General features: G+C 57.2%; 20 protein-coding genes. 17 read left to right on the forward strand and 3 right to left on the reverse strand.

Annotated features, from left to right (window positions below):
* The 8 genes from ACP5PX_RS04035 to ndk form a co-directional block, all read left to right on the forward strand.
* The coding region (locus ACP5PX_RS04035; protein ID WP_428084221.1) for an alpha-hydroxy-acid oxidizing protein at positions 1-496 on the forward strand (496 nt) is incomplete at its 5' end.
* The gene (locus ACP5PX_RS04040) at positions 493-1,818 is read left to right on the forward strand and encodes an MBL fold metallo-hydrolase (RefSeq protein WP_428084223.1); all 1,326 of its coding nucleotides are present in this window, start codon (positions 493-495) and stop codon (positions 1,816-1,818) included. The genes ACP5PX_RS04035 and ACP5PX_RS04040, both read left to right, overlap by 4 nt.
* Position 1,819: 1 nt before the next feature.
* Positions 1,820-2,818, forward strand: coding sequence for a polyprenyl synthetase family protein (locus ACP5PX_RS04045; RefSeq protein WP_428084225.1), 999 nt, complete (start codon positions 1,820-1,822; stop codon positions 2,816-2,818).
* Positions 2,819-2,857: 39 nt separating this feature from the next.
* The gene (locus ACP5PX_RS04050) at positions 2,858-4,546 is read left to right on the forward strand and encodes a glutamate--tRNA ligase (protein WP_428084227.1); all 1,689 of its coding nucleotides are present in this window, start codon (positions 2,858-2,860) and stop codon (positions 4,544-4,546) included.
* Positions 4,547-4,678: 132 nt separating this feature from the next.
* Positions 4,679-5,050 carry a 50S ribosomal protein L7Ae gene (gene rpl7ae, locus ACP5PX_RS04055; RefSeq protein ID WP_428084230.1) on the forward strand — a complete coding sequence of 124 codons (372 nt, stop codon included), beginning with the start codon at positions 4,679-4,681 and terminating at the stop codon, positions 5,048-5,050.
* A 5-nt stretch (positions 5,051-5,055) separates the two neighbouring features.
* Positions 5,056-5,274 (forward strand): 30S ribosomal protein S28e, encoded by a 219-nt coding sequence (locus ACP5PX_RS04060; protein ID WP_428084232.1) that lies wholly within the window; start codon positions 5,056-5,058, stop codon positions 5,272-5,274.
* Positions 5,275-5,463 (forward strand): 50S ribosomal protein L24e, encoded by a 189-nt coding sequence (locus ACP5PX_RS04065; RefSeq protein WP_428084234.1) that lies wholly within the window; start codon positions 5,275-5,277, stop codon positions 5,461-5,463.
* The gene (ndk, locus tag ACP5PX_RS04070; RefSeq protein WP_428084236.1) at positions 5,460-5,858 is read left to right on the forward strand and encodes a nucleoside-diphosphate kinase; all 399 of its coding nucleotides are present in this window, start codon (positions 5,460-5,462) and stop codon (positions 5,856-5,858) included. Before ACP5PX_RS04065 ends, ndk begins: the two co-directional genes overlap by 4 nt.
* A 53-nt stretch (positions 5,859-5,911) precedes the next feature.
* Here ndk and ACP5PX_RS04075 read toward each other — a convergent pair whose 3' ends face one another.
* On the reverse strand, positions 5,912-6,127 hold the full coding sequence (locus ACP5PX_RS04075) for a hypothetical protein (RefSeq protein WP_428084238.1): 216 nt from the start codon (positions 6,125-6,127) through the stop codon (positions 5,912-5,914).
* Between the two features lie 118 nt (positions 6,128-6,245).
* On the opposite strand from ACP5PX_RS04075, the gene infB reads away from it, so the two are divergent.
* The 7 genes from infB to spt4 all read left to right on the forward strand — a co-directional run bounded on the left by infB (position 6,246) and on the right by spt4 (position 12,976).
* Positions 6,246-8,030, forward strand: coding sequence for a translation initiation factor IF-2 (gene infB, locus ACP5PX_RS04080; RefSeq protein ID WP_428084299.1), 1,785 nt, complete (start codon positions 6,246-6,248; stop codon positions 8,028-8,030).
* Positions 8,030-8,425: a 30S ribosomal protein S6e gene (locus tag ACP5PX_RS04085; protein WP_428084240.1), complete on the forward strand. Its 396-nt coding sequence runs from the start codon at positions 8,030-8,032 to the stop codon at positions 8,423-8,425. The genes infB and ACP5PX_RS04085 overlap by 1 nt, the downstream gene beginning before the upstream one ends.
* Positions 8,426-8,491: 66 nt before the next feature.
* Positions 8,492-9,706: a translation initiation factor IF-2 subunit gamma gene (locus tag ACP5PX_RS04090; RefSeq protein WP_428084242.1), complete on the forward strand. Its 1,215-nt coding sequence runs from the start codon at positions 8,492-8,494 to the stop codon at positions 9,704-9,706.
* Positions 9,690-10,100 (forward strand): PIN domain-containing protein, encoded by a 411-nt coding sequence (locus ACP5PX_RS04095; protein WP_428084244.1) that lies wholly within the window; start codon positions 9,690-9,692, stop codon positions 10,098-10,100. The genes ACP5PX_RS04090 and ACP5PX_RS04095 overlap by 17 nt, the downstream gene beginning before the upstream one ends.
* Positions 10,101-10,104: 4 nt before the next feature.
* On the forward strand, positions 10,105-12,078 hold the full coding sequence (locus ACP5PX_RS04100; protein ID WP_428084246.1) for a sodium-translocating pyrophosphatase: 1,974 nt from the start codon (positions 10,105-10,107) through the stop codon (positions 12,076-12,078).
* 161 nt (positions 12,079-12,239) lie between these two features.
* Positions 12,240-12,794 carry a DNA-directed RNA polymerase gene (locus ACP5PX_RS04105; protein WP_428084248.1) on the forward strand — a complete coding sequence of 185 codons (555 nt, stop codon included), beginning with the start codon at positions 12,240-12,242 and terminating at the stop codon, positions 12,792-12,794.
* A complete protein-coding gene (gene spt4, locus ACP5PX_RS04110) occupies positions 12,791-12,976 on the forward strand; it encodes a transcription elongation factor subunit Spt4 (RefSeq protein ID WP_428084250.1) in 186 nt (61 codons plus the stop codon). The genes ACP5PX_RS04105 and spt4 overlap by 4 nt, the downstream gene beginning before the upstream one ends.
* Positions 12,977-12,978: 2 nt before the next feature.
* On the opposite strand, the gene pheT is transcribed toward spt4, so the two are convergent.
* Both pheT and ACP5PX_RS04120 read right to left on the reverse strand, forming a co-directional pair.
* On the reverse strand, positions 12,979-14,616 hold the full coding sequence (pheT, locus tag ACP5PX_RS04115; RefSeq protein ID WP_428084252.1) for a phenylalanine--tRNA ligase subunit beta: 1,638 nt from the start codon (positions 14,614-14,616) through the stop codon (positions 12,979-12,981).
* Positions 14,616-16,151, reverse strand: a complete 1,536-nt coding sequence (locus tag ACP5PX_RS04120; protein WP_428084254.1) for a phenylalanine--tRNA ligase subunit alpha — start codon at positions 16,149-16,151, stop codon at positions 14,616-14,618. The genes pheT and ACP5PX_RS04120 overlap by 1 nt, the downstream gene beginning before the upstream one ends.
* Positions 16,152-16,188: 37 nt before the next feature.
* On the opposite strand from ACP5PX_RS04120, the gene ACP5PX_RS04125 reads away from it, so the two are divergent.
* Together ACP5PX_RS04125 and ACP5PX_RS04130 are read left to right on the forward strand one after the other, a co-directional pair.
* Positions 16,189-17,403, forward strand: a complete 1,215-nt coding sequence (locus tag ACP5PX_RS04125) for an ATP-NAD kinase family protein (RefSeq protein ID WP_428084256.1) — start codon at positions 16,189-16,191, stop codon at positions 17,401-17,403.
* Between the two features lie 91 nt (positions 17,404-17,494).
* Complete coding sequence (locus ACP5PX_RS04130) at positions 17,495-17,968, forward strand: CBS domain-containing protein (RefSeq protein ID WP_428084258.1); 474 nt, start codon at positions 17,495-17,497, stop codon at positions 17,966-17,968.
* Positions 17,969-17,971: the final 3 nt, after the last annotated feature.

Raw genomic sequence — 17,971 nt, forward strand, 5'->3', positions numbered from 1 at the left:
CGGCGTGAGCGCCGAGGTGGCGAGGGAGCTGGTCGAGGCCGGGGCCTCGGCCATCGACGTCAGCGGCGCCGGTGGCACCTCCTGGGCGGGCGTGGAGTCGCTGCGGCCGAACCAGGGCTCCTCAATAGGCCTAATCTTCTGGGACTGGGGCATCCCCACCGCCGTGTCCACCGCCGAGGTCTGCATGTCGGTCGAGGTGCCGGTGATCTCGAGCGGGGGCATACGCTCGGGGCTCGATGCGGCGAAGGCCTTGGCGTTGGGCGCTGACCTCGTGGGAATCGCTTTGCCTGCCCTCCGTGCCGCGGAGCAGGGCAAGGAGGCCGTCATCGATTTTCTCAATGATTTCATCGCGGAGTTGAAGGCGGCGATGTTCCTCACCGGCTGCCGGCAGCTGAGCGACCTGCGCAGGTCGAATTTCATCGTCACCGGGAGAACCCGCGAGTGGCTCACCGCCCGCGGCTTCAACCCGGACAAGCTGGGGAGGCGAGGTCCATGAGCGTCGAGATACTGCCCCTCGGCGGCCTGGGCGAGGTGGGCAAGAACATGACGGCGCTGGGCTTTGATGGGAACTACATAATCATCGACATGGGGATAAGGCTCGACAGCATCATGGCCTTCGAGGAGGCGGAGATAGGCAAGATGAGCCGGGAGGAACTGATCAGCATCAACGGCATCCCCGACGACAACATCCTGCACGGAAGGAAGGTCAAGGCGATCGTCCTCACCCACGGCCACCTCGACCACATCGGCGCCGTTGGCAAGCTGGCCTATGCCTACAATGCCCCCATCTACGGCACCCCGTTCACGATTGAGCTGACCCGAAGGCTCCTGCGCGAAGAGAGCGGCCCTAGGTTGAAGAACGAACTCATCACGGTCAACCCCGGCGACTCGGTAAGGACCCACGGGATCGATATTGAGTTCATCAACGCCACCCACAGCATCCTTCACACCGTTTTCGTCTTGGTCAGACGCAACGGTGATTCGGTGCTCTTCGCCAGCGATTTCAAGCTGGACGACCAGCCGCTGCTGGGCGAGAAGACTGACCTGCCCCGGCTCAGGCGTCTGGCCAGCGACGGGCTCCTCGCCGCTCTGGTCGGCGCGGTCAGACTCGACGAGCCCGGCCCGACGAAGTCCGAGGCCTATGCCCGCCAGATGCTGAAGGAGGTGATGAGCGAGGCATGTGCCAACGACGGTCTCGTCATCGCCACGACCTTCTCCTCGCACATCGTAAGGCTGAAGTCAATCGTGGACCTTGCCTTCGAGATCGGCCGCACCCCGGTCCTCGTCGGGCGCTCGCTGAGAAATTACTGCACCGCGGCGATGGATCTGGGGCTGGTGGACTTCCCCCCAGAACTGAGCATTCACGGACGCCCCAACGCGGTGCACAACCTGCTGCGGGAGATAGATAAGTCTCGCTCCGATTACGTGCTCATCTGCACGGGGCACCAGGGGGAGCCCACCTCAGTCCTGTCGAAGATAGCGAACGGCCAGCTGCCCCTGGACATCCGCGACGGCGATGAGGTCATCTTTTCCGCCAGCGTCATCCCGAACCCGATAAACGAGTCCAACCGGGAGCTGCTCGAGACGAAGCTGATGGCCAAGGGGGCCCATATATACCGGAACGTGCATGTTTCCGGGCACGCGGGCCGGGCGGATACCTCCGAGTTCATCCGGCTGGTCAAGCCCGACAATCTTGTACCCTGCCACAGCACCTCCGACAAGCTCCGAATGATGGTCGAGCTGGGCCGGGAGCTCGGCTACAGCGACGATCGGCTGCATCAGCTGCGGAACGGCACCTCGCTAGTCCTGGGTGATTGATGTGGATGTCCTGAAGTACCTGGAGGAATGCGCGGCTTTGGTTGAGCCCGAGATCGATCGCTGGCTTCCAAGGCAGATCCAGCCCGAGGTCCTGACCAAGGCCATGCGGCACCTGATTGAGGCGGGTGGAAAAAGGCTGCGCCCCTGTCTGGCCCTGACCGCCTGCGAGGCGGTCGGTGGTAAGCGGGAGGATGCAATCGAGACCGCCGCAGCCCTGGAGCTGTTCCACAACTTCACCCTGATTCACGACGATATCATGGACCACGACGAGTTTCGAAGGAACGTTAAGACCGTGCACGTTCTCTGGGGCGAGCCGATAGCGATTATCGCCGGTGATGCCCTGTTCGCTAAGGTCTTTGAAGCGGCGGCGGCGAACGCCAGCAGGCTGGGGATGAGCCGGGAAAAAACGGTGGAGCTGTTCAACACCCTGAGCCGGGCAAGTTTCGAGCTGTGCCAGGGACAGGCGCTCGACATGTTGTTCGAAAAAAGGAACGATGTCACTGAGGAAGAATACATGCAGATGATCAGCGGCAAGACCGGGGCCCTCACTGAGGCAGCCACCAAGGCCGGCGCCCTGCTGGGGAACGCTTCGGCGGCGGAGATTCAGGCGCTTTCCCGGTACGGCCGGCTGATCGGAATTGCTTTTCAGATGCAGGACGACGTGCTGGGAATTTTGGGCAAGCAGGAAAAGTTTGGAAAACCGATCGGCAGCGACATAAGGGAGGGCAAGAAGACGCTGATCATCGTAAAAGCGCTCGATCTGGCGCCGGGAGAGGAGCGAAGAGTTTTGTTGAGGGCCTTTGGCAGGAGCAACGCGACCGATGAGGAGATCCGGGAGGCGATAGCGGTTCTGAAGCGGGTGGGGGCCGTTGATTACGTCGCGGAGCGGGCTCGGAAGATGGTCGCCGAAGCCAAGATGGAGTTGAAGATTTTGCCTGACTCTAGGGCCAAGGAGGCGCTGCTTGGGATTGCCGACTTCGTGGTTGAGCGGGAGTTCTGATATTTTGACCCCGTTTTTCGGGACGGGTGGGGGAGACGGATGGAGGATGTCAAAAGGACGGTGCTGAGGTGGGCCCTAGCCAATGCGGCCGAGCACGGCGGAAAGGCCAGCCCGAAGGCGGTGCTGGGCAAGATACTCGCCGAATTGCCCGGGTGGAAGTCGCGGATCGCGGAACTGTCGATTATCGTCGATCAGATCGTCGACGAAGTTAACCGGATGGGACCCGAAGAGCAGCAGTTCCAGATAAAAAAGGTGGGTCTGCCCGAGAAGAAGGCCGCGGAGCGGCGGGGGCTACCTGACCTGCCCGACCTGCAGGAATACGGAACGGTTGTCACCCGGTTTGCCCCCAATCCCAACGGTCCCTTGCACATCGGCCACATCAGGGCAGCGCTTCTCAGCCACGAGTACGCCCGGCGTTACAAGGGAAGGTTCATCCTCAGGTTTGAGGACACCAACCCGGAGAACGCCATGCTGGAGATGTATGAGTTCATCAAGCGGGATCTGAGGTGGCTGGGCCTAAGCTGGGATGAGGAGTACTATCAGTCCGATCGTGTGGATATCTACTACAGTCATGCCGAGGATCTCATCAAAAATGGGAAGGCCTACGTGTGCGCTTGCGATGTCGCGAATTTTAGAAAACTCCGCGATTCCGGAAAGCCCTGCCCCTGCCGGGATCTTCCCGCTTCGGAAAATCTGGCCAGGTGGCGGAAAATGCTTGCCGGCGGCTATGAGGAGGGCGCGGCCGTTGTTAGAATAAAGACCGACCTGAGCCATCTTAACCCCGCGGTGCGCGACTGGCCTGCGCTGCGGATTGTCAAAAGGCCGCATCCGCGGGTGGGATCCAAGTACTTCGTCTGGCCACTGTACAACTTCTCGGCCGGGATCGATGACCACCTCATGGGAATAACCCACATCATCCGGGGCAAGGAGCACGAGGTAAATGAGGAGCGCCAGCGTTTCATGTACCGGCACTTCGGGTGGAGATATCCCACCGCTGTTCAGTACGGCCGGCTGTCGATGCCCGGTGTGGAGCTGAGCAAGACCCAGACGATGCAGATGATCAGGAGCGGCAGCCTGTCCGGCTTTGACGATGTCCGGCTAGCGACCATCGCCGCCCTGCGCCGGCGCGGCTTTCTGCCCGACACCATCAGGCAGATGATCTTTGATATCGGACTGACGCCCGTGGATTCTTCGCTCAGCTGGGAAACCCTCTACGCCTACAACCGGAAGGTTTTGGACCCCATCGCCGGGCGTTATTTCTTTGTGGCGCGGCCGGCGAAATTGCTCGTTCGCGGCGCCCCCAAGCTGAAGGAGGTCCGCCTGCGCCTGCACCCCAGCAGGCCCGAGCTGGGGGAGCGGGTGCTTCCGCTAGGAACTGAAAATGGTGACATGGTTTTTTACATCTCCGGCGAGGACGCGAAGGATTTGAAGGTCGGTGACATCTTCAGGTTGAAGGACCTGATGAACGTCAGGCTGGAGAAGCCGGGCCCCGTGCTCGAGGCCTCTTTCCAGAGCCTAGAGGTTATGGACGTGCTGAAGTTCCAGTGGGTCTCCGCGGGTGCCGTTGAGCTCGAGGTGATAAAACCCGACGCCACGGTGGAAACCGGGCTGGCCGAGCCCTCGGTTGCGGCCCTGAAAGTCGGCGATATCGTGCAGCTGGAGAGATACGGCTTTGTCCGGATCGACTCCACAGCGCCGAAACTGACCGCCGTTTATGCACATAGGTGACCGACTGAAGCATAGGACATGATTCGCCAAATTTAAAAGTGGAGATACAACAGTCTTTTAACGGCAGCCTGCATAATAGAGATTACCAAAAACCGTTGAATGATGAGGTGTAAACTGAAGGAGGTGTTTGGAGTGGCCAAACCGATATATGTGCGCTTCGAGGTCCCGAAGGAGCTAGCGGACAAGGTGTACGAGGCAGTCGAGGTGGCTCGGGACTCCGGCAAGCTCAGGAAGGGGACCAACGAGGTTACCAAGGCGGTGGAGCGCAAGCAGGCGAAGCTAGTTGTCATTGCCGAGGATGTTGAGCCGGCCGAGATCGTGGCTCATCTCGTCCCCCTTTCCGAGGAGAAGGGCATCCCCTATGTGTATGTTCCGAGCAAGCGGGAGCTGGGAGCGGCCGCGGGTCTTGAGGTGGGTTCGTCTGCCATCGCCATAGTTGACCCTGGACAGGCGGCGGCAGCGGTGAAGGACATAATCGAGAGCATCAAGCAGCAGAAGAAGTGACCTCAATGCCAGCCGAAGCGGATATGGGCTTTCCAGCTGAAGTGATAGAGATCCGGGCGCGGACCGGCGTCACCGGCGAGATAATGCAGGTGAGGTGCCGGGTGCTGGAGGGCCGTGACAAAGGAAGAATTATCACGCGGAACGTGAAGGGCCCGGTCAGGGTGGGCGACATTTTGATGCTCCGGGAGACCGAGCGCGAGGCTAGGGAGATAAAGGTGCCTTAGATGCCGGTGGCAAGAAAGTGTTCCTTTTGCGGCGGCCGGGTGGAGCCGGGCTCGGGCCTGATGTTTGTGAGGCGCGATGGCTCCATATTGTTCTTCTGCTCAAGCAAGTGTCGGCGCAACTTTTCCTTGGGGCGCAAGCCGGCCCATCTCAAGTGGACCCAGCGAGCGAAATCCGGTGGGAAGACTTGAAAGAGAGAACCTTTGTGATGATCAAGCCCGATGGGGTCAGCAAGGGGCTGGTTGGGAAGATAGAGGCCCGCATCCGCCGAGCCGGGCTGCACATCGCTTCCCAACGCCGTCTGAAGCTGGACCGAGATCTGGCTGAGAGGCTCTACTCGGTACACCGTGGCAAACCGTTTTTCGAGAGGTTGGTCAATTACGTGCTTTCAGGTGAGGTCGTGGTCATGGCCGTGGAAGGGGAAAACGCCGTTGCTAAGATGAGGGAGCTGATAGGAGCCACTGACCCTGCCAAAGCCGCGAAGGGGACAATCCGGGGTGACTTCGGCTCCAGCGTTACTGAAAACGTCATTCATGCGGCGGATTCCCCGGAAAATGCCCGGCGTGAACTTTCGCTATTCTTCTGATTTCCGAATTTCCGTAGGTGAAAAGGGTCACGCTTTTTGGACATTTGTGAACTTCAGCCCCCAGCTAGGGGCACAACCCGAATCACCTTTTTTTTGTCGATGTTGACGAAGCCGAAGCTGTCGGCGTAGATCTTGTTACCTCTCACGCAGACCCCCTCACCCGGGACATATTCACCCTTTTTGGCCAGTTCCGTTCCCGGCGAGACCCAGACGTAGTCCGTTTCTGATTTTGGCAACCGGGTCAGTTTTGGTTTTCTTTCGGCCTTCATCAATTAAAGCTCAGTTCCTTTTTTTATAAGGTGTTCCAATTCTCGTGGCAGGATCGGAAATGGGTCCTGTGCTTTAAACTAGCCCGCGTAAGATATCTTGGTGTCAAAATTGCAGAGACTGAGGATTAGACAGCCTTTGATAGCGGTGCTGGGCCACGTTGACCACGGCAAGACATCGCTGCTGGACGCGATCAGGGGGACTAGAGTGGCTGCCCGGGAGGCCGGCGCAATCACCCAGCACGTCGGGGCCAGCGAGATACCGGTGGAGACAATTAAGAACATTTGCGGCCGGCTCTTGGAAAGGTTCAAGATTGAGCTCACCCTACCTGGCCTTCTCTTCATCGACACACCTGGGCACGAGGCCTTTACCAACCTTCGCCGGAGGGGTGGCTCGCTCGCCGATCTCGCCGCCCTTGTGGTCGACATCAACGAAGGGTTCATGCCCCAGACGCTGGAATCCCTGACGATTCTGAAGACATACCGGACACCGTTCATGCTAGTCGCGAACAAGATAGACTTAATTCCAGGCTGGCGGGCCTTTCCCCGTGCCTGTTTTCTGGAATCCTTCGCAAAGCAGCGATCCGAGGTGCAGCATGCGCTGGATGAAATGATTTACGAGCTCGTCGGTAAACTGCACGAGCTGGGATTTGAATCGGAAAGGTTCGACCGAGTCAGCGATTTTCGCCGGCAGGTTTCCATCGTCCCGGCGAGTGCCAAGACAGGTGAAGGAATACCGGAGATTTTAGCCATCTTGGCTGGTCTGGCGCAAAGGTATTTGGAGAATGAGTTGAAGGTCGAGGTCACCGGGCCTGGGCGCGGAACGGTGCTCGAGGTGAAGGAGGAGGTCGGGTTGGGTAAAACAATAGATGTGATAATCTACGACGGCGTGGTGGCGAAGGGCGACCTTTTCGCTGTGGGCGGTCTGGATAAGGTAATCACCTCCAAGGTCCGGAGTCTTTTGCGACCTAAGCCCCTCGATGAAATCCGTGACCCGGAGGACAGGTTCAGGCAGGTTGAAAGGGTCTATGCAGCCGCCGGGGTCAAGATCGCAGCGCCGAATCTGGAGGGTGCGGTGGCAGGGGCGCCTTTTTTAGTGATCAACGACATAGCTGCGGCGGAAAAACTCTGGCAGGAGATGCAGCGGGAGCTGGAGCGGGTCAGAATAAGCTCTGACATCAACGGCGTGGTTTTGAAGGCGGATGCACTTGGCTCGCTTGAGGCCTTGGAGGGCCAGCTCAAGGCCAAGGGCATCCCGATTCGTAAAGCTGATGTTGGTGACGTTTCCAGACGGGACATCGTTGAGGCTGCTACGGTCGGCAAGAGTGATCCTCTGCGGGCAGTGGTGCTGGCCTTCAACGTCAAGATTTTACCCGATGCTCAGGCGGAGGCCGAGCGCGAGGGTGTTCAGATCATCAGGGATGAGGTGATCTATCGGTTACTGGAGCAGTATGAGGGCTGGGTGAAGAGGAAGAGCGAGGAAGTGAGGGCCAGCCGCCTGCAGGGATTCATCAGGCCAGGTAAGATTGTCGTTAAACCTGGCTATGTCTTCAGGCGCAGTGACCCAGCGATTGTCGGAATCGATGTGCTGGGAGGGGTTGTCCGAACAAAGGCGCCGTTGATGAACAAGGAGGGCAAGCCGGTGGGCGTTATCCGTGAGCTGCAGAAGGACAAGAGGTCGATCCAGGAGGCGAGGCTGGGTGAGGAACTGGCGGTTTCGATAGACGGCCCGATGGTCGGGCGCCACATTCAAGAGGGAGAGGTTTTATATACAGATGTACCAAGAAACCATGTGCTCGCGCTGAAGAGGGATCTGCGTGATCTTCTCTCAGGCGACGAGCTTTCGGTGCTTGATGAGATAATAGCCATCAAGCAGAAAATGGATCCAACGTATGGAGTGATGTGATGCCGTTCAAGATGGTGGTTGCGGACCCGAAGACGGGGAAGAGCTACAAGCTGGAGGCCCGGGAGCCGGAGGCCCGCAGGCTGGTCGGGATGAGGATCGGAGATAAGTTCGATGGCGGAATTGTAGGCCTACCCGGCTACGAGCTGCAGATAACCGGAGGGACCGACCGGGATGGTTTCCCGATGCGTTCCGACATCGCGGGCCCGGGGCGGGTGAGCGTCCTTCTGGCTAAAGGACCGGGTTTTTCCCCGAAAAGGCCGGGTGAGCGCCGCCGGAAGATGGTGCGCGGCTGCAGGGTCTCCGACGACATCGTGCAGCTGAACGCGGTGGTAATAAAGTGGGGCGAGAAGCCCATTGAGGAGATAGTTCAACCTAAGGAGGCCAAGCAGACCTGAAGTTAACTCCAGCTTCCAAATCGCTGCGCTTTTTAATGTTGTAGTCGAAGTGGGACAAGGTGGAAGATGCCCCAAGCAGAAGTCAACATCGGTCTCGTGGGCCACGTGGATCACGGCAAGACGACGCTGACGGAAGCGCTTTCAGGTATCTGGACGGATGTTCACAGCGAGGAAATTCGCCGCGGCATATCAATTCGGCTGGGATACGCTGACACCTCCTTTTATAAATGCAAGCAATGCAGCCGGTACACGACCAAGGAGAAATGTCCTTACTGCGGGGGCCCCACCGAATTCCAGCGCCGGGTTTCCTTTGTTGACGCGCCCGGGCACGAGATGTTGATGGCGACCATGATCTCCGGTGCCGCGATCATGGACGGCGCGATACTGGTGGTTGCGGCGAACGAGCCCTGCCCGCAGCCTCAGACTAAGGAGCATTTGATGGCCTTGGACATAATCGGTGTAAAAAACATCGTGGTTGCTCAGAACAAGGTCGAGCTAGTTTCCCGCGAAAAGGCCATTGAGAACTACAAACAGATAAAGGAGTTTCTAGCGGGCACTTCGGCCAAGGATGCACCGATAATCCCAATCTCCGCCATCCACCGGGCCAACATCGACAAGCTGATAGAGGCGATTGAAAGGGTAATCCCGACGCCAAAGCGGGACGCGACCAAGCCACCACGCATGCAAGTAGCTAGGTCCTTTGACGTTAACCGACCCGGGACAAGGCCGGAGAATCTCCGCGGCGGTGTCGTGGGAGGATCCCTTCAGCAGGGAAGGCTTAGGGTCGGAGATGAGATAGAGCTCCATCCCGGCATAAAGACGAGCCGAGAAGGCAGGACGGTTTGGCAGCCCCTGAGCTCCAAGGTGGTCAGCCTGCATGCCATGGATAGCTCCCTAGAGGAGGCCAAGCCGGGCGGTTTGATCGGCGTGGGCACTCTGCTTGACCCCTCCTTAACAAAGGGCGATTCACTGGTGGGCTCGGTCCTGGGACTGCCGGGAACGCTCCCAGAGGTCCTCGACTCGCTGGAGCTGGAGGTCGCTCTTATGAAGCGCGTCGTGGGTATGGAGGAGGAGCTGGAGATAAAGCCGCTAGTTACCGGCGAGGTCCTTATGTTGAACGTAGGCACAACGATGACTGTGGGCACCGTCGCCAGCGCCCGGGGAGATAAGGCCACGGTCAGGCTGAAATTGCCCGTCTGCGCCGAGAGGGGGGCACGGGTAGCGCTAAGTCGCAGGATTGCCAGCAGGTGGCGGCTGGTCGGGTATGGCATCATCAAGTGAGGGTCGGCGTTTACCCGTTATTGCCGATACAAGTTTTCTCATGATTCCCGGGATGTTTAGGGTCGATCTCTTTGGCGAGCTGGACAGACTTCTGGATGGCTCCTATGAGCTCTTGGTACCTAGCCCGGTAGTTAAGGAGCTGGAGAGGATTTCCGAGCAGGGCAAACCCAAGGAGAGGACGGCGGCAAAGTTGGGCCTCAGCTTGGTCAAACGGGGCTCCGTGGTAAATGTTGAAGGGGAGGCGGATGAGTCGATAGTTAAGCTCGCGGTCGAGAGGAAGTGCTTGGTCGGGACCTCTGATTTTAACCTGCGAAAAAGGCTTCGTGCTTCGAGGATTGGCGTAATCTATTTAAGGGGTAAGTCACACCTTGCTTTAAACGGCCAGTTAAGGTGAAACTTTGTCGTTGGAGATCCTCCCCCTGCTGACAGCGGTTGCAGCACTTTTGGTGGCAGCGATAGCGGCAAGGACGGTACTTAAAGAGGATCAAGGTTCTCAGCGGGTCAGGGAGATTGCCGGCGCCATACAGGAGGGTGCTTCGGCCTTTTTGAGGAGACAGTATACCACCATCTGGGTCGTGATCATCATAATTGCCGCACTTCTCTCCGTCGCTCCCGGCTGGGGATGGCAGGCCTCCCTGATTTACGTGGGCGGGGCCCTGTCATCGACCGCTGCCGGTTTCATCGGTATGTCGATCGCGGTTAGGGCCAATTCCCGGACGGCCACGGCCGCGCTCTCCGGCATAAGCAAGGCGTTGAAGGTGGCCTTCCGCGGCGGGCTGGTGATGGGAATGTCGGTGGTTGGAATAGGCCTTTTGGGCATCTACTTGTGTTTTTCTTGGCTGGGAAATCCAACCTTGATTATACCTTACAGCTTCGGGGCCAGCACCGTGGCACTCTTTGCCCGTGTTGGTGGCGGCATCTTCACCAAGACGGCCGATGTAGGCGCCGATCTGGTGGGTAAGGTCGAAAAGGGAATACCTGAGGACGATCCCCGCAATCCGGCCGTTATTGCGGACAACGTGGGCGACAATGTCGGCGATGTCGCCGGGATGGGTGCTGACCTTTTTGAGTCTTATGTTGCCAGCACCGTGGCGGCGATGGTGGTTGGCTTTGTCGCCTATGGTTCCAACGGTGTTCTGCTGCCGTTGTTGATCTCGGCGCTGGGAATAGTCGCCTCGATCATCAGCGTTCCCTTCGTCCGCGTTCGTGAGGGCAAAAACCCGAGCTATGCCCTCAACACCGCGACCATAGTTTCGGTCATCGTCACCGCCATCTTTGCCATTCTGATATCGTCGAATATTTTCGGCTGGAGCCTTGGCTGGAACCTGTTCATTGCTGTTTTGGTGGGGCTGGTCTCCGGACTTGTGATCGGTCTAACCTCCGATTACTTCACCAACAACCTTCGCCGGCCCGCCCAGCGGATAGCTGAATCGGACCAGTCGGGGACGGCGATTGGAATTTTGACCGGGTTTTCCTTCGGCCTGATCAGCACCTTTTTACCCATCATTTCAATAGCGGTGGCGGTGGTGATTGCCTATCTTGCCGCAGGCTTCTACGGGATCTGCCTAGCCGGGGTGGGCATGCTTGCGGTCACCGGCATCGTGGTGGCCTCGGACGCCTACGGCCCGGTCGCCGATAACGCCGGCGGAATTGTGGAGCAGTCCGACATGCCGGAGGAGGTCAGAAAGATCACCGACTCCCTTGATTCTGTGGGCAACACCACCAAGGCGATATGCAAGGGCTTCGCTATAGGTTCAGCCGCCCTGACCGCGGTGGCGCTCTTCGCGACTTATCAGGAGGTGGCCAAGGTTTCGAGCTTGGATCTGTTGAGCCCAAGTGTGATGGCGGGTGTCTTCATCGGTGCCGGTGTTGTGGCGCTGTTTTCCGCGCTGGTGATCTTGGCCGTCGGCAGGAACGCCTTTAAGATGGTGGAGGAGGTCCGGAGGCAGTTCCGGGAAATACCGGGATTGATGGAGGGCAAGGCCAAGCCGGATTACGCCAGATGTGTGGACATTGCTACCAAAGGGGCGCTGAAGGAGTTGATGTTATCCGGCGCGCTAGCCTTGGTGATACCGATCGTGGTGGGTTTGGTATTGGGCAAAGCTGCTTTAGGCGGGTTCCTTGCCGGCAGCATCGTTACCGGGCTTATCTTTGGTCTGCTGATGGCCAATGCCGGCGGGGCTTGGGACAACGCCAAGAAGTACATCGAGATGGGCCACTTTGGCGGAAAGGGCACCCCAACTCACGCGGCCGCTGTGGTGGGCGACACGGTCGGTGACCCGTTCAAGGACACCGCAGGACCCTCGCTGAACATACTGATCAAGCTGATGTCAATGGTGGCCCTGATCTCAGTACCTTTGCTGCTGCTGTAGCCCGCTGATAGAGTTTTTATGGAAGGGCTAAGGACACCTTTCATCCCACAGGGGCGTGATTGGTTTAGAGTTTATAAGGAAAAAGATGTTAAGAAATAGAGGTGCCGGGGTCAGGCCTAGTGCTTTTACTCTGGCGTCAAAACGGTAAGTTTGGTGGAATGATGTATAAACTGCTGACGATTGAAGACACAGTCCGTGTGCCGCCGGACAGGTTCTCCGAGAAGCTGGAGGACGTCGTCTTGGACCTCCTGAAGAAGAACTACGGCGGGATCACGGACAAGGACGTGGGGATGGTCTTGGTGGTGACCAAGGTGCTGGACATCTCCGTAGGCAAGTTGATCATGGGTGATGGCGCGAGCTATCATAACGTTACCTTTGAGGCCTTGGTGTACAAGCCGGAGATAAATGAGGTGGTCTTTGGTGAGATAGTAGAGATAGTTGAGTTCGGCGCGTTTATCCGGCTAGGCCCCATCGATGGTCTGGTCCACGTTTCCCAGGTGATGAACGACTTCGTCGGTTATGACAAGAAGAAGGGAGTTCTCTACGGCAAGGAGTCCAAGCGTTCGGTGAAGGAGGGGGACAAGGTCCGGGCACGCATCGTCACCGTCAGTCTCAAGCGAGGAACCAAGGCCGGAAAAGTGGGCCTTACCATGCGTCAGCCGGGGCTGGGCAAGCTGGAGTGGATTGAGGAGGCCAGAAAGGAGGCGAAGTCTTGAAGCTGCTCGCCTGCCGTAACTGTAATTATCTCACCGAGTCCAGCATCTGCCCGAACTGCGGCGGTGCCTCACTTTCCGAGGATTGGACCGGTTACGTGATAGTTTTGGACGTGGAAGATTCGGAGATAGCTAAGCGGCTCAATATCACCAAGCCGGGGAAATATGCCCTGAAGGTAAGGTAAGTTTACTCCAGATCAATCTCAAAGACAGCTACCGGATTTTCCAGCTCGAAGTTGACGATGACCTCAGGGTGGATCTCTCCGACCGCGCCGATTTTTTTGTCCCTTAATCTAAATTCGGCGACCCGCCCCTCGATGAAGCTGGGGTGGGAGGAGGGTCTTACCTCCCACTGTTTGCCAAGTTCCCGGAGTAACGATTCGGCGGCGGCTTTCATATAGGTGAACCCGAGCCCTTCTCCGGTCACCGCCGCGGCCGCCCTCCTCACGTTTCTAGCCCCAGTTTCCGATTCTTCATCCAGCAGCACCACGTCCCCGATTTCAAAAATTTTTTGCGGCAGCGGATTGCGGCGGTTCTCCCTCATCACCGAAAGCAAGGAGGGTATTAAGGAATCCCTGAGTATCGTGTACTCCTCGGAAATCGGGTTGGCAATCTCCACCGCTTCCCCTTTCCGCCTCATGAGGTCGAAGTTGGTCTTGGGGTTGGTCAGGGTATAGGTCATCACTTCCATAAAGTTCAATCCGGTGAGAACCCGTCTTGCCTTTCCGCTGATTTTTTCAATAGGTGCCCGTTCCCCGATGGTCAACACCTTGGGGAGGGTGGGCTTCAGATTATCGTATCCATAACCGATTGCGATATCCTCAATGATGTCTATTTCATGCATGATGTCGCAGCGGTACGGAGGCACCAGCAATTTCAGTGAATCTTTGCCGACCCGCTCCACCCCGTAGCGCATTGCCATCGCCAGCTTGGCGATCTGCTTCGGGCTGATCTCGATGCCGATGGTCTTATTCGTGTTGCGGACGCCGAGGTTCAATTTGCGCGGCCTTAGATCCGGGGTTGTAGCCCATCGTTTGGGATATTTTATCGCAACGGTTTCCAACCCAAATCCCCTTTCCCCCAACCCCGTCATGATTATGTTAAGCACCTGGTTGACGGTGCGTTCGTCGTGGCCGGTAACGTCGATGAAGAGGGAATCGGTTTTTTCGGTCACTCGGGTGTCCTCGCTGTTGATGATGGGGGGCAGGGACAGCACCGTTCCCTTTTCATCAATCAGTAGCGGAAATCGGGGCAGACCTTGGAGCAACCACCCGTACTCAATGCCTTTTGGGTGCTCGCGCAGGATCTCCGCCGGGGTGAGCTCGCGGTTGAAGTCCAGCGGCAAAAAGCGGATGCCTTCGGGTGCCGTGGTGGTGTAAATCACCTTGGGCGCGATGGTTTTGAGGTCGTAGATGCCGATAGAGGCTTTGTCGCGCTTCCTGCCCAGCGAGGCATGCAGTTTTTCCTGGACCTGCATCATGGAGGCGACGATGTCGTCGGTCATCTTGACCTTTTTAACGACGCCGGCGACGATGAATGGGCGGACCGCTTCAACACTGGGTTCGACCTCAACGGTGATCTTTGAAGTTCTGATCTTGTACTTCGGCAATCCGGTCTTAATCCTGAGAAATCCTTGTAGCGCCCGAGCGACGCCTTCACAGCTGAGCAGATCGGGACGGTTGTGAGCAATTTCTAGTTTTATCTCTTCACCTTTTGCCTCGGCCTCAATCCCCAGCATACTCAGCCGTTCGCAGAGCCTCTCGATCTCGATGGTCTTGCCGAGCAGGCTGCAGAGGTCTTGGTAGCGGACGCTAATGGAAGGCACTAGATCATCTCCCTCGTTTGAAGCCAGCTGATGTCGTTGTTGTACAGGTCGCGGATGTCGTCAATCCCAAGCCTCAGCATGCTCAGCCTTGAGAACCCGATTCCCCAGGCTAGGACGGGATAGCGGATGCCGAGTGGGCGAAGCAGCTCCGGTCTGAACATTCCCGCGCCCAACACCTCGAGCCACTCCCTTTTTTCCGGGAAATAGACGTCGGCCTCCACCGACGGCTCGGTGTAGGGGAAGTAACCGGGTCGGAACCTTATTTGAGGCAGACCGAGCTTGACCATGATCTGCTTCAGATAGCCGAGCATGTCCCGAAGCGTGAGACCTTCGTCCATGACAATCCCCTCGGCCTGATAGAACTCGGCCAGGTGTTTGTAGTCGATCTTCTCGTGCCGGTAGACCCGATCTATGCAGAAGACCTTTATCGGTGGGTCAGGATGGGACGAGAGGTATCTGACGGTGGCGGCGGTGGTCTGGGAACAGAGGACGAGGCGGCGACTCACCTCTGGGTTGAACTTGTATCCCCAGCCGGTGGAACCAGCCACGCCTCGCTCATGCGCTCTGGCCACGCGGCTGAGCAGGTCGGAGGGAAGGGTGCTAGCCTGTCTCGGTTTGGCCAACGAAAAGCTGTCGTGAATTTCCCGGGCAGGATGATTCTGGGCTTGGAATAGGGCATCGAAGTTCCAGAATTCTGATTCCACTATTCTGCTCTTTATTTCCGCGAATCCCATCTCCAGGAGGATTTCCCGGATTTCCTCGATAAGCTGTTGCAGCGGGTGTGCCTTTCCGGGATAGATGGGCACTCCCGGTGCGACCACATCGTACTTTTTTAACCTGACTTCCCGCCACCTGCCGCTCAACAGCATCTCTCGAGTGAGTTCACTTACCTCCTCAATCAGCTCGATGCCCATCTCTACGGCCCGCCTGCCCAGATCAGAAAGTTTCAGCTCTCGTCTAGATTCTTCCTTAATTTCCACCAGTTTTCTTTCCCTCAGCAAGCGCAGCATTTCTCTGTCTTCTGCAGAAAGTTCCTCGAGATGATGCTCCTTAGAAGCGAGCGATTCCAGCAATTTTTCGTCAGCGGATTTTTGAGACAGTGCTTTTTCTCCGATTTCAGTAATTTTCAAAACGGTTTTTTCGTCTTTTTTGATGAAGCTGACCCAACTCCGGCGCTTGAGCCACGTAATTGCGATTTTCTTCAGCTTTCCTTCTAATCCGGCACGGCTTGCCGCTTCGTCCACAGTTATTTGACCGGATTGGGAAAGTGTCTGCAACATCCTCCTTTCGGGAAGACCATTGCGTGCATACTCTTGACCTTCTGGGGTGAGCGAGACTTGAGACATCTTTTTCCCATCGATCATCACAAGGCCAGACTCGGAGAGGGTGAGAGCGGCCCGCATGATGGTGGCTTGATCGAGTCCCGTTGCTTGGACCATTTTTTCGATAGTTGACCCATCGCCTAGCTGTGCCAGCTCCCGCATTACTTTTCTCTCGTGAAAACTCATTTTTTCAATGATTTCTTCTAGCCTCATTTTTAGTTCCCTCAGAGAAATAAGGAAAGTTGAAGTTATGAGGGTTGCGGATGGGACAGGTTTTGTCGTTCACCTCAGGATGTTTCCAGGGTTTTGTTTAAAGCTTGAGAGAGGTTCTTTAATTAAGGTGGCGGGGGCGGAAAACCTGAAAAAGCTGGGCCTTGTGGTGAACCCCATCGCAGGGATGGGTGGTCGAGTCGGCTTGAAGGGCACGGATGGGCCGGAAATTCTGGCCCGGGCCAGGGCGCTGGGAGCTGAGCCGGTGGCGCCTGCTCGAGCGGTGAGGTTTTTGCGCGCCTTGAAGGAGCTTTTGCCCGATGTGCTGCTGCTGACCTATCCCGCCGAGATGGGTGAGAACGAGGCCAGAGAGGCGGGATTCGGGGCGAGGGTTATCGGGAGGATAGCTTCCGGCAGCACGACCTCGGAGGACACCAAGCGGGCCGCCCAAGAGATGTTGGCGGAAAAAGTTGATCTTTTGGTCTTCGCTGGTGGCGATGGCACGGCTTCAGACGTTCTTTTAGCGGTTGATTCAAAGGTGCCAATTTTGGGAGTGCCCACGGGCGTGAAAATGCATTCGGCCGTCTTTGCTAACACTCCTGAAGCCGCCGCACAGGTTGCCGCGAGGTTCCTGCAGGATGGATTGCCGTTGCGCGAGGCAGAAGTGATGGACATCGATGAGGAGGCCTTTCGCGAGGGTCGTTTGACAGCAAGGCTGGTGGGTTATGCTCTGGTGCCCTATGAGCCCTCGATGGTTCAGGCGACCAAGGAGGGAAGCACGGGCCATGAGCTGGTCGATCAGAAGGCGATTGCTCGCTGGGTCGTTGAGATGATGGAGAGGGGGTGCATTTATATCCTTGGCCCTGGCACCACCACGCGGGCAGTTGCGGAGGAACTGGGAATTTACGATTCGACGCTGTTGGGGGTCGACCTGATCGAGGATTACCGGCTTTTGGCTAGGGATGTTAATGAGGCAATGATTTTGGATGCCATCAAGTCCAAACCGGCGAAGATCCTCGTCAGCCCCATAGGGCGGCAGGGATTTATCTTAGGTCGGGGGAACCTGCAGCTCTCACCGCGGCTTTTGAGGCGTGTAGGTAAAAACAACCTCTGGGTGCTTGCAACCCCTCAAAAGCTGTCGATCACACCCACGTTGAGAGTTGATACCGGAGATCCTGAGCTTGACGCGGAGTTTCGGGGTTATATCAAGGTCATTACGGGTTACAGACAGTCAAAGATGGTGAAGGTGATTTGAACGAGTTTTCCTTGTCAGGGCAATAAAATCAGGTTTATAAGTCGGTGGCAAATTAGATATGTACTACGTGGTTTGTTTTGGAAGTGAGATAATGCCCAACGCGAAGAGACCCGCGGGACCAACCAGCCCTCGCAAGTTAATGGAGATAAAGGTCGGCGAAGTCATGAACAAAAGGCCGCAGGTGGTCCATGAGGATACCTCGATCGAGGGCCTTATAGAAAGGATGGTTGGGCAGATACAGGAGTGTTTCCCTGTTGTTGATAAGGATTTCAGGTTGTTGGGCATAGTTACTGAGAGCGACCTCTTCCAAGTGCTATATCCTCAACTTCCCTCGGAGACCGTAGGAAGCACGAAAATAAGGGAGGTTCTTAAGTACTCGGCCAAGACTGTGGGTGATATCATGACTAGGCGTCCCATCACGGCCACTCCGGGGATGAGTCTTCGCGAGGCCATGGGTTTGATGGCAGCCCACAAGCTACGGCGCCTGCCCGTTGTCGAGGGCGAAAGGTTGGTTGGACTTTTGTCGTTGAGGGACATAATAGAGCTCTATCGAATCATCAGATAGGTG

This window comes from Hadarchaeum sp. (SeqCode) (genome assembly GCF_049969415.1).
Classification (GTDB): Archaea; Hadarchaeota; Hadarchaeia; order Hadarchaeales; family Hadarchaeaceae; genus Hadarchaeum.

Bases quoted from the DNA above. Each gene is read 5' to 3' on its own strand.
- ACP5PX_RS04040 (WP_428084223.1), top strand. From the start codon at position 493: ATGAGCGTCGAGATACTGCCCCTCGGCGGCCTGGGCGAGGTGGGCAAG.
- ACP5PX_RS04050 (WP_428084227.1), top strand. From the start codon at position 2,858: ATGGAGGATGTCAAAAGGACGGTGCTGAGGTGGGCCCTAGCCAATGCG.
- ACP5PX_RS04060 (WP_428084232.1), top strand. From the start codon at position 5,056: ATGCCAGCCGAAGCGGATATGGGCTTTCCAGCTGAAGTGATAGAGATC.
- ACP5PX_RS04065 (WP_428084234.1), top strand. From the start codon at position 5,275: ATGCCGGTGGCAAGAAAGTGTTCCTTTTGCGGCGGCCGGGTGGAGCCG.
- ACP5PX_RS04075 (WP_428084238.1), bottom strand. From the start codon at position 6,127: ATGAAGGCCGAAAGAAAACCAAAACTGACCCGGTTGCCAAAATCAGAA.
- ACP5PX_RS04085 (WP_428084240.1), top strand. From the start codon at position 8,030: ATGCCGTTCAAGATGGTGGTTGCGGACCCGAAGACGGGGAAGAGCTAC.
- ACP5PX_RS04090 (WP_428084242.1), top strand. From the start codon at position 8,492: ATGCCCCAAGCAGAAGTCAACATCGGTCTCGTGGGCCACGTGGATCAC.
- ACP5PX_RS04095 (WP_428084244.1), top strand. From the start codon at position 9,690: ATGGCATCATCAAGTGAGGGTCGGCGTTTACCCGTTATTGCCGATACA.
- ACP5PX_RS04105 (WP_428084248.1), top strand. From the start codon at position 12,240: ATGTATAAACTGCTGACGATTGAAGACACAGTCCGTGTGCCGCCGGAC.
- ACP5PX_RS04120 (WP_428084254.1), bottom strand. From the start codon at position 16,151: ATGAGGCTAGAAGAAATCATTGAAAAAATGAGTTTTCACGAGAGAAAA.
- ACP5PX_RS04125 (WP_428084256.1), top strand. From the start codon at position 16,189: ATGAGGGTTGCGGATGGGACAGGTTTTGTCGTTCACCTCAGGATGTTT.
- ACP5PX_RS04130 (WP_428084258.1), top strand. From the start codon at position 17,495: ATGCCCAACGCGAAGAGACCCGCGGGACCAACCAGCCCTCGCAAGTTA.